The organism is Microbacterium sp. YJN-G, assembly GCF_015040615.1.
Classification (GTDB): Bacteria; Actinomycetota; Actinomycetes; order Actinomycetales; family Microbacteriaceae; genus Microbacterium.
In genome coordinates, this window is the sequence record NZ_CP060402.1 from 3,092,763 (window position 1) to 3,106,511 (window position 13,749).

Annotated in this window: 15 protein-coding genes; 6 read left to right on the forward strand and 9 right to left on the reverse strand. The window is 69.0% G+C overall.

Going from position 1 to position 13,749, the window contains the following annotated elements:
* Positions 1–130: 130 nt before the first annotated feature.
* Positions 131–1,144 carry a uroporphyrinogen decarboxylase gene (gene hemE, locus H7694_RS14850; RefSeq protein WP_193597217.1) on the reverse strand — a complete coding sequence of 338 codons (1,014 nt, stop codon included), beginning with the start codon at positions 1,142–1,144 and terminating at the stop codon, positions 131–133.
* 105 nt (positions 1,145–1,249) lie between these two features.
* Between hemE and H7694_RS14855 the strand changes: the two genes are divergently transcribed.
* Entirely contained in the window at positions 1,250–2,512 is a 1,263-nt protein-coding gene (locus tag H7694_RS14855; RefSeq protein WP_193597218.1) for a glutamyl-tRNA reductase, read from the forward strand.
* A gap of 198 nt (positions 2,513–2,710) precedes the next feature.
* Here H7694_RS14855 and H7694_RS14860 read toward each other — a convergent pair whose 3' ends face one another.
* Positions 2,711–2,956: a type II toxin-antitoxin system VapC family toxin gene (locus H7694_RS14860; RefSeq protein WP_193597219.1), complete on the reverse strand. Its 246-nt coding sequence runs from the start codon at positions 2,954–2,956 to the stop codon at positions 2,711–2,713.
* 56 nt (positions 2,957–3,012) lie between these two features.
* On the opposite strand from H7694_RS14860, the gene H7694_RS14865 reads away from it, so the two are divergent.
* The gene (locus tag H7694_RS14865; protein WP_193597220.1) at positions 3,013–3,486 is read left to right on the forward strand and encodes a hypothetical protein; all 474 of its coding nucleotides are present in this window, start codon (positions 3,013–3,015) and stop codon (positions 3,484–3,486) included.
* A gap of 152 nt (positions 3,487–3,638) precedes the next feature.
* Here H7694_RS14865 and H7694_RS14870 read toward each other — a convergent pair whose 3' ends face one another.
* Together H7694_RS14870 and H7694_RS14875 are read right to left on the reverse strand one after the other, a co-directional pair.
* Positions 3,639–3,893 (reverse strand): Txe/YoeB family addiction module toxin, encoded by a 255-nt coding sequence (locus H7694_RS14870; protein WP_193599261.1) that lies wholly within the window; start codon positions 3,891–3,893, stop codon positions 3,639–3,641.
* Positions 3,893–4,144, reverse strand: coding sequence for a type II toxin-antitoxin system Phd/YefM family antitoxin (locus tag H7694_RS14875; RefSeq protein ID WP_193597221.1), 252 nt, complete (start codon positions 4,142–4,144; stop codon positions 3,893–3,895). The genes H7694_RS14870 and H7694_RS14875 overlap by 1 nt, the downstream gene beginning before the upstream one ends.
* Before the next feature lie 81 nt (positions 4,145–4,225).
* Here H7694_RS14875 and H7694_RS14880 point away from each other — a divergent pair, with 81 nt between their 5' ends.
* Complete coding sequence (locus H7694_RS14880; protein WP_193597222.1) at positions 4,226–4,831, forward strand: HhH-GPD-type base excision DNA repair protein; 606 nt, start codon at positions 4,226–4,228, stop codon at positions 4,829–4,831.
* A 58-nt stretch (positions 4,832–4,889) separates the two neighbouring features.
* A complete protein-coding gene (locus H7694_RS14885; RefSeq protein WP_193597223.1) occupies positions 4,890–5,315 on the forward strand; it encodes a DUF1801 domain-containing protein in 426 nt (141 codons plus the stop codon).
* On the opposite strand, the gene H7694_RS14890 is transcribed toward H7694_RS14885, so the two are convergent.
* The 4 genes from H7694_RS14890 to H7694_RS14905 all read right to left on the reverse strand — a co-directional run bounded on the left by H7694_RS14890 (position 5,299) and on the right by H7694_RS14905 (position 8,008).
* A complete protein-coding gene (locus H7694_RS14890; protein ID WP_193597224.1) occupies positions 5,299–5,994 on the reverse strand; it encodes a hypothetical protein in 696 nt (231 codons plus the stop codon). The genes H7694_RS14885 and H7694_RS14890 overlap by 17 nt on opposite strands.
* A gap of 33 nt (positions 5,995–6,027) precedes the next feature.
* Positions 6,028–6,501, reverse strand: a complete 474-nt coding sequence (locus tag H7694_RS14895) for an adenylyltransferase/cytidyltransferase family protein (protein WP_193597225.1) — start codon at positions 6,499–6,501, stop codon at positions 6,028–6,030.
* Between the two features lie 31 nt (positions 6,502–6,532).
* A complete protein-coding gene (locus tag H7694_RS14900; RefSeq protein WP_193597226.1) occupies positions 6,533–7,063 on the reverse strand; it encodes a hypothetical protein in 531 nt (176 codons plus the stop codon).
* An 84-nt stretch (positions 7,064–7,147) separates the two neighbouring features.
* The gene (locus H7694_RS14905; RefSeq protein WP_193597227.1) at positions 7,148–8,008 is read right to left on the reverse strand and encodes an ABC transporter substrate-binding protein; all 861 of its coding nucleotides are present in this window, start codon (positions 8,006–8,008) and stop codon (positions 7,148–7,150) included.
* A gap of 272 nt (positions 8,009–8,280) precedes the next feature.
* Between H7694_RS14905 and H7694_RS14910 the strand changes: the two genes are divergently transcribed.
* Positions 8,281–9,582 carry a glycoside hydrolase 5 family protein gene (locus H7694_RS14910; RefSeq protein WP_193597228.1) on the forward strand — a complete coding sequence of 434 codons (1,302 nt, stop codon included), beginning with the start codon at positions 8,281–8,283 and terminating at the stop codon, positions 9,580–9,582.
* A 12-nt stretch (positions 9,583–9,594) separates the two neighbouring features.
* On the opposite strand, the gene H7694_RS14915 is transcribed toward H7694_RS14910, so the two are convergent.
* Positions 9,595–10,623 (reverse strand): LacI family DNA-binding transcriptional regulator, encoded by a 1,029-nt coding sequence (locus H7694_RS14915; RefSeq protein WP_193597229.1) that lies wholly within the window; start codon positions 10,621–10,623, stop codon positions 9,595–9,597.
* 91 nt (positions 10,624–10,714) lie between these two features.
* On the opposite strand from H7694_RS14915, the gene H7694_RS14920 reads away from it, so the two are divergent.
* Entirely contained in the window at positions 10,715–13,723 is a 3,009-nt protein-coding gene (locus H7694_RS14920; RefSeq protein ID WP_193597230.1) for an alpha-mannosidase, read from the forward strand.
* The last annotated feature ends 26 nt before the right edge of the window (positions 13,724–13,749 follow it).

Sequence of the window (13,749 nt, forward strand, 5' to 3'; positions counted from 1 at the left end):
CCCCCCGGTGTTCACTCCCCCCGGGGCGAACTCCCTGGGCAGGTTACCGTACGCGGGACGCCTGCCCATGGGGACGAGTCCCCATGGGCTCTGACTTTGCCGTCGAGGCGGGTGCGAAGCGGGACGCTGCTCAGCGCTCGCCGTGCGCGACCTCGACGATGCGGGTGAGCTGATCGGGGTCGGTCTCGGGCGGCACACCGTGACCGAGGTTGAGGATGTGGCCCTTCGCCCCTCGTCCGCGCTCGATCGAGTCGCGCACGCGGGCCTCGAGCACCGGCCACGGCGCCAGCAGCAGAGCCGGGTCGATGTTGCCCTGCACCGCGACGTCGTCTCCGACGATGCGGATCGCCTCGTCCAGCGGCATCCGCCAGTCGACCCCGACCGCCGAGGCGACGCCGTCGAGGCGCATGTCGGCGAGGAAGGGTCCGGTGCCGACGCCGAAGTGGATGCTGGGCAGTCCGATCCCGTCGAGCGCCGCACGCGAATGCGGGGCGACGTGGGTGCGGTAGTCGTCGGGGCTGAGCGAGCCCGCCCACGAGTCGAAGAGCTGCACGACGGATGCTCCGGCGTCGCGCTGGATCTCGAGGAACCGGCGCGAGACGCGTGACAGCCAGCCGGCCAGTCGGTTCCACGACTCGGGGTCGGCGTGCATCATCGCCCGGGCACGCAGGTGCTCCTTGGACGGCCCGCCCTCGACGAGATAGGCAGCCAGGGTGAACGGGGCGCCGGCGAAGCCGATCAGCGGGGTCTGGCCGAGCTCGGCGGTCGTGATGCGCACGGCCTCGGTGATCGCCGTGCCGTCGAGGTCGGCCGGGTCGATCGCGGTGATGCGGGCGACGTCGTCGGCGGTGCGGATCGGGTTCGCGAACACGGGCCCGCGGCCCGGCTCGATCTCGACCTCCACGCCGGCCAGGCGCAGCGGAATGACGATGTCGCTGAAGAACACCGCCGCGTCGACCTTGTGCCGGCGCACCGGCTGCAGGGTGATCTCGGCTGCGAGATCGGGGGTGAGGCAGGCATCCAGCATCCGCGTGCCGACGCGCAGTTCGCGGTACTCGGGCAGCGACCGGCCCGCCTGACGCATGAACCAGACCGGGGTGCGCTCGGTCTTCTCGCCGGCCAGCGCGCGCAGCAGATCACTCATGCGGCCATCGTCGCACCATCGCCTATGCGGAGGCCGAACCGGGGCGGTGTTGAGGTAAGGCATCGCTCAGATGCCGCTCATAGCGATCAGGCGTACCCTGGACAGGTGCTGCTCTGCGTCACGGCCAGTCACAAGACGGCCTCCTTCGACTTGCTCGAGCGCCTCAGCCGCCATCCCGATACCGTCGCCCCGACCCTCGTCGAAGCCGGTGCGCAGGGAGCCGTCGTGCTCGCGACCTGCAACCGCTTCGAGGCTTACGTCGAGACCGACGATCTCGATACGGATGCCGTGCTGGACGTCGTCGCGCAGGCCACTGGCGTACCCTCCGGCGACCTCGACGGTTCGTACCGCGTCATCGACGACCGTCGCGTCGCGGAGCACCTCTTCGCCGTGGCATCCGGTCTGGAGTCCGTCGTCTCGGGTGAGGGTGAGATCGCGGGGCAGGTGCGCCGCGCGCTGACCGGCGCCCGCGAGCAGGGCACCACCTCCCCCGCGCTGGAGCGGCTCTTCCAGCGAGCCAGCCAGGCGCAGCGCAAGGTCAAGAACGTCACGGCCCTGCAGCGCGCCGGCCGCTCGCTGGTGCGCCTGTCGCTCGAGCTCGCAGACAGCCGCATCGCCGACTGGTCGGCCGAGCGCGTGCTGCTGGTCGGCACCGGCTCGTACGCCGCGGTGACCCTTGCCACGCTGCGCGAGCGTGGTGCGATCGACATCTCGGTGTACTCGCCGTCGGGCCGCGCCGAGCTGTTCGCCAAGAAGCACAGCATCCGTCCCGTCGCAGCATCCGACTATTCGGCGGCCGCCCGCCGCGCCACGCTGCTGATCACCTGCACCACTGCCACCGAGCCTGTGCTCGGGCCGGTGCAGCTGCAGCTTCCGCAGACCGCCGACGCCGCCCCGCACTCGGGTGCCCCGCAGCTGGTGATCGACCTCGGGATGCCGCGCAACGTCGACCCCGCCGTCGGCCGGCTCGACGGCGTCGCCCTGCTCGACCTCGAGACCATCCGCCTGCACGCGCCGCTCGAGGAGCTGCAGGCGACCGAGGCCGCCCGTGCTGTCGTGCGCGAGGCCGCCGAGCACTTCCACGTCGCCGGATCCCGGGAATCGGTGACCCCGGCCGTCGTCTCGCTGCGCACCCACATCTTCGAGCTGCTCGAGGCCGAGATCGATCGCGCCCGTCGCCGCGGTGACGAGGACGGCCGCGTCGAGCAGGCCATGCGCCACCTCGCCGGCGTGCTGCTGCACACCCCGACCACCCGGGCGCACGAACTGGCCGCCGACGGTCGCGGTCACGAGTTCATCGCGGCTCTAGAGACGCTGTACGGACTGGCCCCGGATGCCGAGGAGTCCGACGAGGCTGCGACCGCCTGAGCCGCGGCATCCGCCTTCTCTTCTTATGCCGGTCGGGCGTGCGCTTCGCCGGCGTGCGCTTCGCGCGGCCTACGCTTCGCGCGGCCTACGCTTCGCGCGGAGAAATGCGCCTGCCGCGGACGAATTCGCTGCATCCGTCCGCGCGAAGCGCACATTCCCGCGCGAAGTGCGCACCCCGGAGCCCGCGCAACGCCGCAACTACGGCAGCAGTGCGCAATCCGGAGCGGATGCCGCGACGCGAGCATCGAGAGTCAGCAGCGAGCACTGCGCCGCACGAGCGAGTACGACGTACATGACGTCATAGGCGCTGACATTGTGCCGCAGTGCGTACACCGCGGGCAGCATGGCCATCACCGGCACCTCCTCGACGTTGAGCTCGTCGAACTCGCGGAACGCGCGCAGCGCCTGCTCGCGAAGAGGCTGAGGACGGCAGCGACCCTTCACACCACTGCGCTCACCATGCCCTTTGAACGCGTTCGTGCCGCTGGTACTTTTTGCCCATGACCTCGTGGCGGTGGACTGGCTGGCTGACCGCGATCCTGCTCACGCTTGGCGGTCTGACCGCGTGTGCGCACGATCCCGTCGCCGCTTCCGGGTCGGCGATGACTACGGATGCAGCGGAAGTCTGCACGTCGACGACGTATTTCGAGCACGCTCCAGGCAGCGGAGCGCCGTCGCGTGTGGATGCGGTGAACGGCATGATCCAGGCGATGCGCGAGCATCCGGACGCCCCCGAACTCGAGTATGCGTCACGAACAGACGTGCTGCTGCTGCTTGAGACCAGCGTCGACAACCTGGACGCTGCTGCGAAGGCGGCGGGAGAGGCCGCTCAGGAGAACGGCTACCTGGCGGTGACGGTAGAGACCCCCGAGGGTGAGCACCTCGGCGAGGTGAACATCTCTGAGATCAACGGCAGCTTCTACATCGATTCCTTTGCGGTCGCGCATAAGGATGGCAAGACCTGCCCGAGCTGAGCGGGTGCCTGCCGGACCGGACGCATGGCCCTTCACCTCACCTCGAAGTCGTCCGATGAGAATCAGCTGGTCGAGATCGAGGCCATCGCTGCGAGCCGCGGCTGAGCGATCACGCAGCGGCAGATCAGCCTCCGTCCACCACTGGCCGCAGATCAGTAGTGGTAGCGCGCCTGCAGCACGATGAGGTCATCACGCTCGACGAGATAGACAAGGCGATGCTCCTCGGTTATGCGTCGAGACCAGGCACCCTGAGCGCCATACTTCAGCTGCTCAGGCTTGCCGATGCCTTCGAAAGGATCACGCAGGCATGCGTCGATAAGGGCGTTGATGCGTTTGAGCACTCTCCGGTCGGCCGTCTGCCAGTGCACATAGTCCTCCCAGGCGGACCTGTCCCAGACGAGACGCATCATTCGTCTCGGTCGAGTTCGTGCTCCTCGACTTCGCCGGCGCGCGCTCGCTCATAGGCGTCGAGCAGTCGGCGAGCGTTCGCGGGCGACCGGAACAGGTACGCCGTCTCCTGCCACGCCGCATACTCGTCGGCAGGCATCAGGACGGCATTGCCCTTCCGGGACACGATCTCCACGGCGTCTCGATCGGCATTGACCCGCTCGATCAACGGGAAAAGCGTCTTGCGAGCCTCACTGGCCGTAATGGACATAGCGACACCTCTCGGAACTTGTACCTGATTATGGTACCACTCAGCAAGCGCGGGGATCATGTTCGGTGCCACACTGGTCCCATGGCCCTTCACATCACCGGAGACACCGCCGCCGACGACCTGCTCACGCACAATCCGCTCGCCCTTCTGGTCGGGATGCTGCTCGACCAGCAGGTGCCGATGGAGACCGCTTTCGCGGGACCGCTGAAGATCCAGCAGCGAACGGGCGCCGCGGATGCCGCAGGCATCGCGGGCATGGATCCCGACGAGTTCCTGGAGGCGTTCAAGCAGACGCCCGCGGTGCACCGCTTCCCGGGATCGATGGCTACCCGCGTGCAGACCCTCTGCCAGACGCTCGTCGACGAGTGGGAGGGCGACGCCGCAGCGCTGTGGACGCGCCCTGCGCGGGGTTCGGACGAACGACCTGACGGCGCCGATGTGCTCAAGCGCTTGAAGAAGCTTCCTGGCTTCGGCGAGCAGAAGGCGAAGATCTTCCTCGCGCTGCTCGGCAAGCAGTACGGCTTCACGGGCGCCGGCTGGCGCGAAGCATCCGCTCCCTACGGTGATGAGGGCTCGTTCCGCAGCGTCGCCGACATCGTCTCGCCCGAGTCGCTCACGAAGGTGCGCGAACACAAGAAGGCGATGAAGGTTGCCGCGGTGCGGAGCAATGCGACGAAGGAGCGTTGATGCATGACGGGGCAAGGTTGAGCGAGCGAAGCGAGTCGAAACCCATCAAGGCTCCGAAGTGAAGCCCACCGGCACCGACGTCGCCGGGCTGATCGCCCGCTCGTCCCCCGCGATCCGCCGCAGGGATGCCGAGACGCTGACCGCGCTGATGCAGGAGGTCTCGGGACGCGAGCCGACGACCTGGGGCACGATCATCGGCTTCGGTCACTGTCACTACCGCTACCCGACCGGCACCGAGGGTGAGATGGGGCTGCTCGGTTTCGCGCCGCGCAAGGCCGCGACGACGATCTATCTCGTCGACGGGGTCGAGAAGTACGCGGATGACCTGGCGCCCCTCGGTCCTCATACAACCGGCGTCGGATGCCTGTACATCAAGGATCTCGAGCAGATCGACCTGGATGTGCTGCGCGGGATCCTCACCCGCTCCCTGGCGTGGGCCGAGGCCGGCGGCAGCGAGGGGATGCGGCTCACACTTCTGGGCTGAGGCGCCGATCTCCCGAGCTGTAGACCGCCGTCGAGCCGGGGGCTGGCCGCGCCGCGAGGACCATCGCCAGTACGCCGAGCAAGCCGACCGCGACGGCTTCGATCAGCGCGCCGATCCCGTCCAGCAGCACGAGCGTCTCCTGCCCGAGACCATAGTCGCCGGACAGGAACCCGGACCGCAGCACGCGCACCACGATGACCGCGAGCAGCGCCCACAGCGGCGCCCACCGCCACGGTCGCGGCACGACACCACCCCGGCCGATGCTCATGACTCCGATCAGCGCGAGGGCCAGCGCGATCACCTCAGACGTGATGCTCAGCATCGACGAGAGCCAGAGGAGCTCTGCCATCTCCGCAGCATCCACGTCGGTCTGGACCACCGGCAGCAACAGGCTCAGCAGGGGCGACGACAGCAGCAGCCACACCGCCAGTCCCGCGATCGCCGCTGTGCCCAGCGGACGGCGTGCGGTGACACTGCCCGCGCGTCCGATACCGATGGCGAAGATCACCGCGCCTGCGGCGAACAGCACGTCCGGCACGGAGACGACGGGCACCATCGGCAAGATGTAGCCGCGCATCGCGAGGGTCAGCAGCGCGGATGCCACCAGCAGTCCGCCGCCGATCATCCAGGTGCGACGCCGCGCACCGGTGTCCGTCCCACCCGAATCCACGTCGATCATGGGCCCACACTAGCGCCCGGGCCGGGCGCGAGGTCAGGCGCGCGAGAGGCGCTCGGCCTCTTTGGCGGCGACGATCTTGCGCAGCCCCGAGCTCGAGAAGCGGTGGTCGCGGCTGTTGAAGTACAGCTCGATGCCGGCCTCTTCGCAGTAGGTGCGGCCGGTGAAGTCGCGGTCGATGTACTCGTCGCCGACGATGCGCACGTCGAGCTTGAACGAGCGCAGGATGTCTTCGAGGTCCTGCTCGGTCGAGTACGGCACGATCTCGTCGACGTACTCGCAGCCGCGCAGCTGGATGTAGCGCTCGACGACGGTCTGCGTCGGGGCGTTCTTCTCGGGGCGGTCGAGCGTCGGATCCATCTGCAGGCCGCAGATCAGATAGTCGCACTGCCGCTTGGCCTCGGCGAGCATCATGATGTGCCCGGCGTGCAGCAGATCGAAGGTGGAGAAGGTGATCCCCACCCGCGGTCCAGGGTTGTAGTCCTGGTGCTTCTTGACGGTCTCGGTCATGTCATCCCCTCCGAAATGGCCTCAGGAGAGTCTATTCGGACACCGGCCGTTCAGACTCCCAGCCGCCCAGCGCCGCATCCAGCGCCGAGAACTCGGCGAGCGACAGCTGCGATCCGCCGTTCCAGGCGCGCTCGGCCATCGCGCGCAGCGGCGCCCGCACGCCCGCGGCCACCTCGGCCGGGGTCTGCGCGCCGGGAACATCCGACCAGATCGCGAACGAGCATCCGCGCAGCAGCGCCGGATACGGGCGCGTGATCTCCTGACGCACCCCACCGGGCAGCGCCGGGAACAGCCCGGCATGCCAGTCGGCATCCCACAGCCGCTGCGCGGTCGGATACCGGTAGCCGGCGTTCTCGCCGAGCACGTGGTACAGCATCCCGTCGTTGACGTTCACGATGCCGTGACCGGCCTCGACCGCCTCGTGCAGCGGGCGCATCTGCGCATGCCAGTTCGTCCACCAGGTCAGTTCGACCCGCGGGTCCAGGCGCACGCGTGTGCTGCGCAGCATCCCGTCGTTCCACACCCGCGTCGTGAACCCGCGATCGCGCAGGTGCGCGGCCATCTCGTCGACGAATCCTGCGACTTCATGTGTGCTGCCTTCTCTCGTGGGTGCTGGTGTTCATGCTCGGTCAGACGCGGGCCAGCGTCACTGGTCGATTCGGTTGTCGTTGGCGTAGGCGACGATCTTGTCGAGCGTCTCCTTGGCCCGGGCGTCGCCGCGGATCGCGAGCGCCATCTGCTGGTTGAGGTAGTCGGTCATCGCACCGGTCCACTGGAACGGGGTGGCCTCGGCCTCGGGGATCGCGTCGAACATGACCTTCATCGCCTGGGCCTGTGCCGGATCGAGGTCGCCCTCGACGGCGCTGACGACCTCTTCGGCGCCCTCAGCAGTGCCGGGCGCGAAGCCGACCGCGAGCTTGACGAACTCGACCTGGTTCTCCTGGTTCGTGACGAACTCGGCGAAGGCGAGCGCCGCGGCCTTGTTGTCGGAGTCGGCGGCGACGTTCACTCCCTGCACGAACAGCGGCGGGATGCCGGGGCGCGGCGTCGCGACGGTGTGCTCGAGCAGCGTCGGGGCCTTGGTGCGCAGGTCGCCCGCGAAACCGGAGCCGCCGGTGGAGTAGGCCACCTTCTCCTGCAGGTACATCTCGGCGTTGCCGCCGTAGCTGCCGGTCAGCGACTCGGGCGGCATGGCGCCGGCCTTGTAGGCGTCGGCGTACTGCTCGATGATCTTCACTGCCTCGGGGGTGTTGAACACGAAGGTGCCGTCGTCATCCATGATGTCGATGTCGGCCGAGACGAAGGTGTCGAGACCAGGCATCGACGAGACGAGCTTGACCTTGCCGTTCGAGTCGGCCGCGACCTTCTTGGCCAGCTCGAGCCACGCGTCGGTGGTGGTGGGCAGGTCGGCCTCGGTCACGCCGTACTCGCCGAGCTGCGCCATGTTCCACCACGACTCGTCGCTGCCCAGGTACCAGGGCAGACCGTAGGTGGAACTGGATGTCACCGCTCAGCTCGCCGCTCGTGTCGACCGGACCGGCGTCGCCGCCGGTGGGCGCGGTGCCACCCGTGCAGCCCGCAAGGGCGAGCGCGGTCACCGCGGCGAGTCCGGTGACGAGAGTCGTTCTGATCCTCATGGACGTTCTCCTTCGAAGTGGTCCGGGATGTTCTCCACCGGTGGGTGGCATCCACGACTAAACCGTTATAGTGTCCATAGCATTGCACATGTCAGCCGTCTCGTCCAGCGAGAATCCCCCACCCCGTCCAGAAAGGACAGCGATGTCCGCGACTCACTCCGCCGCGCCGCTGCGCTTCGGCGCCAACTACACGCCGTCGACGAATTGGATGCACTCCTGGCTGTCGCTGAACCTCGATGACGTCCGTCGCGACTTCGCCGGACTGGCCGAGCTCGGCCTCGACCACGTGCGGATCTTCCCGCTGTGGACGGTGCTGCAGCCCAACCGCTCGCTGATCCGACCCGAGGCGGTCGCCGACGTGCGGGCGGTCGTCGACGTGGGCGCCGAGTTCGGTCTCGACGTCAGCGTCGATGTCATCCAGGGGCACCTGTCGAGCTTCGATTTCGTGCCGTCATGGCTGTACACCTGGCACGACAAGAACATGTTCACGCACCCCGACGCCCTCAGCGGCCAGGTCGCCCTGGTCGAGCGGCTGGCGGCGGCACTGCGCGAGGCGCCGAACTTCCTCGGCTTCACCACGGGCAACGAGACCAACCAGTTCTCGGCGTCGGTGCACCCCTCGCCGTGGCCCGTGACCACGCCCGAGGCGGCGAACTGGATCACCACGCTGCTCGATGCGGCCGAGGCCGGCGCACCCGAGCAGGAGCATGTGCACAGCGAGTACGACGCGGCCTGGTACCTCGACGGGCACGGCTTCACCCCCGCACTGGCCGCGCGACTGGGCGCGATGACGACCGTGCACTCCTGGATCTTCAACGGCACCGCGCAGCGCTACGGCGGCCGCTCAGCGGCATCCGATCGCCATGCCGAGTACATGATCGAGGTGTCGCGCGCGTTCGCGACCGACCCGCAGCGCCGCACCTGGCTGCAGGAGGTCGGGGCGCCCTCGAACTGCCTGACCGATGACGAGATGCCCGGTTTCCTCGAGGCGACCGTGCGGCACGCGGCCCGCACCGAGAACCTGTGGGGCGTCACCTGGTGGTGCTCGCACGACGTGAGCCGGTCGCTGGTCGACTTCCCCGACCTGGAGTACACGCTCGGGCTCATCGACCAGTCCGGCGCCGCCAAGCCCATCGGGCGCCGCTTCGCCGAGATCATCCCCGAACTGCGCGCCCGCACGCCGCGCGTGCCGCGCGCGCTCGGCATCGTGATCGAGGTCGACGAGCACGACACCCCGGTCAGCCGCGGCGCTCTCGCGCCGGGCGGTCCGGTCTTCGAGGCCTGGGTCACGGCGTGCGAGAACGGGGCGGACGCCACGTTCGTCACCTCGAAGGATGCCGTCGACCCGGCCGCCCTCGCCGCGCGCGGCATCACCGAGCTGGTGCGCCCCGACCTGTCGCAGGACGTGCCGGCCTACGCCTCGAACAACACTGTCGTCGACTGAGAGCCCTGACCCTCACGCCACCGCAGGCCTGCCGGTGCTCTCCCGCACGGTGAGCACCGGCACGGGCCCCGTGCGGTCGAGCAGCGTCTCGGGCGCGTCGAGCTGCTCGAGCAGGAACTCCGCGGCGCGCTCGCCCAGGGTGAACGTATCCCTGGTCAGGCAGGTGATCGCGGGGTGCACGAGCCCGGTGACGACCGAGTCGTCGAACGATGCCAGCGACAGCTCGCCCGGCACCGCGACGCCCATCTCCTGCGTGATGCGCAGCCCCGCGATCGCCATCACGTCGTTGTCGAACACGACGGCCGAGGGGCGTTCGCGCCGGCTCAGCAGCATCCGCATCACCGCCGAGACCTGCGCGGGCGAGTAGTCGGTCTCGAGCACCTCGCCGACGACTCCGCGCTCGCTCAGGCCGCGCAGCACGCCGGCGCGCAGGCGGGCGTGCTCGTACTCGGCGGGACCGGAGAGGTAGACGATGTGGCGGTGGCCGAGCCCTGCGAGGTAGCCGAACACCGAGTCGGCCGCGGCGGCGTCGTCGATCCAGATGGTCGCGGGCGCATCCTCACGCGAGGGCTGACCGCCGATCGTGACCGACGGCAGCCCGAGCGAGCGCAGCAGCGCGGGACGCGGGTCGCCGTCTCGCGGGTCGAGCACGAACACCCCGTCGACCTGGTTCGCCCGGCGCCACCGCCGGTAGGTGTCCATCTCCTCGTCGATCGATGGCACGACCACCAGCTGCAGTCCGATGCGGTGCTGAGCGAGTGCCGACTGCGCACCGGCGATGAGGTCGGTGAAGAACGCCTCGGTGCCGAGGGTGCGTGCGGGACGGTTGACGGCGAAGCCGACGACACCGGCGCGGGCGCCGACCAGGGCGCGCGCGGTCGAGCTGGGCCGCCAGTCGTGCTGATCGGCGATCGCGAGGATGCGCTGCCGGGTCTCTTCACTGACTCCGGGGCGCCCGTTCAGCGCGAAGGACACCGCGCCGGGGGACACTCCCGCCTGTCGCGCGATGTCCGCGATGGTGACACGCTTGGACCGTGACATAGACTCACCGTACTAGATCGTTTTAGTATCGATCGACTCGATGGCCCCCTCAGCCGATCGCCCTCATTCTCGCATTGCGAAGGAGCACACCGTGCACGAAGAGACCTCCCTCACTGTCGGACGCGTGAATCGGGTGCTGACCGAACGCGTCCGCCCCGCGATCCACTCCTCGCGGGTGCCGCTCGAGATCGCCGCCCATGTGCTGCCCGGCGAACCCATCGCCCCGGCTGAGGGGCTGGCGCTGGAGTTCGAGCCGTTCACGGCGGGCAGCATGTGGGGCCCCGCCTGGAGCACCACCTGGTTCCGGGTGCGGGGCCAGGTGCCGGCCGACTGGGCAGGCAAGCGCATCGAGGCGATCATCGACCTCGGCTTCGACATCAACATGCCCGGCTTCCAGTGCGAGGCTCTCGCCTACCGCCCCGACGGCACCCCGATGAAGAGCATCAACCCGCGCAACCAGTGGGTGGCGATCGAGGCCGGGCCGGGCCGGGCCGTGGAGTTCTACCTCGAGGGCGCCGCCAACCCGGTGCTGCTCGACTACCACCCGTTCCTGCCGACGCAGGAGGGCGACATCCGCACCTCCTCGTCCGAGCCGCTGTATCGCGTACGGCACATGGATCTCGCCGTGTTCGAGGCCGAGGTCTTCGAGCTCTCGCTCGACCTCGAGGTGCTCATCGAACTGCAGGCCGAGCTGCCCGAGACCAGTCCGCGCCGCATGCGCATCCTGCAGGCGCTCGACAACGCCCTCGACGCCCTCGACCTGCAGCGCATCGTGGAGACTGCGGCCGAGGCGCGCGGGCAGCTGACCGAGGTACTCGCCGCACCGGCCGACGCGAGCGCCCACCGCATCGCCGCGATCGGCCACGCGCACATCGACTCGGCGTGGCTGTGGCCCGTGCGCGAGACGATCCGCAAGGTCGCCCGCACCACCTCGTCGATGACGACGCTCATCGACGAGCAGCCCGACTTCCTGTACGGCATGTCGAGCGCCCAGCAGTACGCCTGGATCAAGGAGCACCGGCCCGAGGTCTTCGCCCGGGTGAAGGATGCCGTCGCCGGCGGCCGCTTCCTGCCACTGGGCGGCATGTGGGTCGAGTCCGACACGGTCATGCCGACCGGCGAGTCGCTGGTGCGCCAGTTCTCGCACGGCCAGCGGTTCTTCGAGCGCGAGTTCGGCATCCGCTCGAAGGGCGTGTGGCTGCCCGACAGCTTCGGCTACTCCCCCGCACTGCCGCAGCTCATGCGCCGGGCCGGCTTCGAGTGGTTCTTCACGCAGAAGATCTCGTGGAACCAGCGCAACGTCTTCCCGCACCACAGCTTCCTGTGGGAGGGCATCGACGGCTCGCGGATGTTCACGCACTTCCCGTCGATGGACACCTACAACTCGCAGCTGTCCGGCATGGAGGTCGCCAAGGCGAGCCGCCAGTTCAAGGAGAACCGCGTCGCGACGATGTCGGTGGCGCCGGTCGGCTGGGGCGACGGCGGCGGCGGGACAACCCGCGAGATGACCGGCAAGGCGCAGCGATTGGCCGACCTCGAGGGTTCGGCACGCGTCGAGTGGAAGCATCCGGATGCCTTCTTCGCCGACGCCCGCGCCGAGCTGACCGACCCCGCCGTCTGGGTGGGCGAGCTCTACCTCGAGCTGCACCGCGGCACGCTCACCAGCCAGCACGCCACCAAGGCGCTGCACCGCTGGGCCGAGCAGGCGCTCATCGAGGCCGAACTGTGGGCGGCCACCGCTGCCGTGCAGCAGGGCGCCGAGTACGACCACGAGGAGTTCGACCGGCTGTGGCAGCTCGTGCTGCTGCACGAGTTCCACGACATCCTGCCCGGTACGTCGATCGCCTGGGTGCACCGTGAGGCCGTCGAGGTGCTCGCGGGGGTGATCACAGATGCCGAGGCGCTGTCGATCGCGGCCCGCGAGGTGCTCGCCGGCTCCGGCGACACCCTGCTGCGGTTCACGCCCACCTCGGTGGGCACGGCATCCGGCACCCGCGCTCTGGGCGCGACGGCGGTGAAGCCGTCGGACTTCGAGAGCGGCCCCGCGAGCATCTCCGAGCGGCCCGACGGTTTCGTGCTCGAGAACGAGCTCGTCGCCGTGCACGTCTCGGCCGAGGGCCTGATCACCTCGGCCGTCGACAAGGCGACCGGACGCGAGACGATCCCCGCCGGGAAGCCCGCGAACCTGTTCCAGCTGCACCAGGACTTCCCGAACATGTGGGATGCCTGGGACATCGACCGCTACTACCGCAACCGCGTCGACGACATCACCTCGGTGACGTCGATCTCGGGCACGATCATCGACGGTGCGGCGACGATCGTCGTCACCCGCGAGTTCTCGCAGTCCAGGATTGAGCAGACGATCGTGCTGCGTCCCGACTCGCGCACGGTGCTGCTGCTGAACGACATCGACTGGAACGAGACCGAGAAGCTGCTCAAGCTCGCCTTCCCGCTCGACCTGTTCGCCCGCGACACGCTCGCCGAGACGCAGTTCGGCTTCCAGCGCCGCGTCACCCACGTGAACACGAGCTGGGAGGCGGCGAAGTTCGAGACCTCGATGCACCGCTTCGTGCTCGCCCAGGAGGACGACGGCTTCGGCGCCGCGCTCGTGAACGACTCGATCTACGGGTACGACACGTCGCGCGAGGTCGACGGCGACGACGTCACGACGACGATCCGCCTGTCGCTGCTGCGCGCCCCGCGCTTCCCCGACCCCGACACCGACCACGGCCGTCACGAGATCGAGGTCGGCCTGGTGATCGGAGCGGATGCCGAGATCGCCACCGCCGAGGGCATCCGCCTCAACGCCCCGGCCACGCTGGTGCGCGGCGCGAACGAGGTCGAGCCGCTCGTCTCGATCACCGGCGACGGCGTCGTGGTGTCGTCGGTGAAGCTCGCCGACGACCGCTCGGGCGACGTGATCGTGCGCCTCTACGAGTCGCTGGGCCGTCGCACCACGGGCGCCCTGTCGGTGGGCTTCGAGCACACCGGCATCCGCGAGGTGTCGCTGATCGAGGACGAACTCGACGACGCCCGCACCGGCGGCGAGTTCTCACTCAAGCCGTTCGAGGTGCGCACGCTGCGCATCGCGCGGGGCTGACCCCTCTCCGCAGGTCGTCGGGCGCG

Coding starts and splice junctions, on each gene's coding strand:
- hemE (WP_193597217.1), bottom strand. CDS start 1,144: ATGAGTGATCTGCTGCGCGCGCTGGCCGGCGAGAAGACCGAGCGCACC.
- H7694_RS14865 (WP_193597220.1), top strand. CDS start 3,013: ATGACCTCGTGGCGGTGGACTGGCTGGCTGACCGCGATCCTGCTCACG.
- H7694_RS14870 (WP_193599261.1), bottom strand. CDS start 3,893: ATGCGTCTCGTCTGGGACAGGTCCGCCTGGGAGGACTATGTGCACTGG.
- H7694_RS14875 (WP_193597221.1), bottom strand. CDS start 4,144: ATGTCCATTACGGCCAGTGAGGCTCGCAAGACGCTTTTCCCGTTGATC.
- H7694_RS14880 (WP_193597222.1), top strand. CDS start 4,226: ATGGCCCTTCACATCACCGGAGACACCGCCGCCGACGACCTGCTCACG.
- H7694_RS14890 (WP_193597224.1), bottom strand. CDS start 5,994: ATGATCGACGTGGATTCGGGTGGGACGGACACCGGTGCGCGGCGTCGC.
- H7694_RS14895 (WP_193597225.1), bottom strand. CDS start 6,501: ATGACCGAGACCGTCAAGAAGCACCAGGACTACAACCCTGGACCGCGG.
- H7694_RS14900 (WP_193597226.1), bottom strand. CDS start 7,063: ATGGCCGCGCACCTGCGCGATCGCGGGTTCACGACGCGGGTGTGGAAC.
- H7694_RS14910 (WP_193597228.1), top strand. CDS start 8,281: ATGTCCGCGACTCACTCCGCCGCGCCGCTGCGCTTCGGCGCCAACTAC.
- H7694_RS14915 (WP_193597229.1), bottom strand. CDS start 10,623: ATGTCACGGTCCAAGCGTGTCACCATCGCGGACATCGCGCGACAGGCG.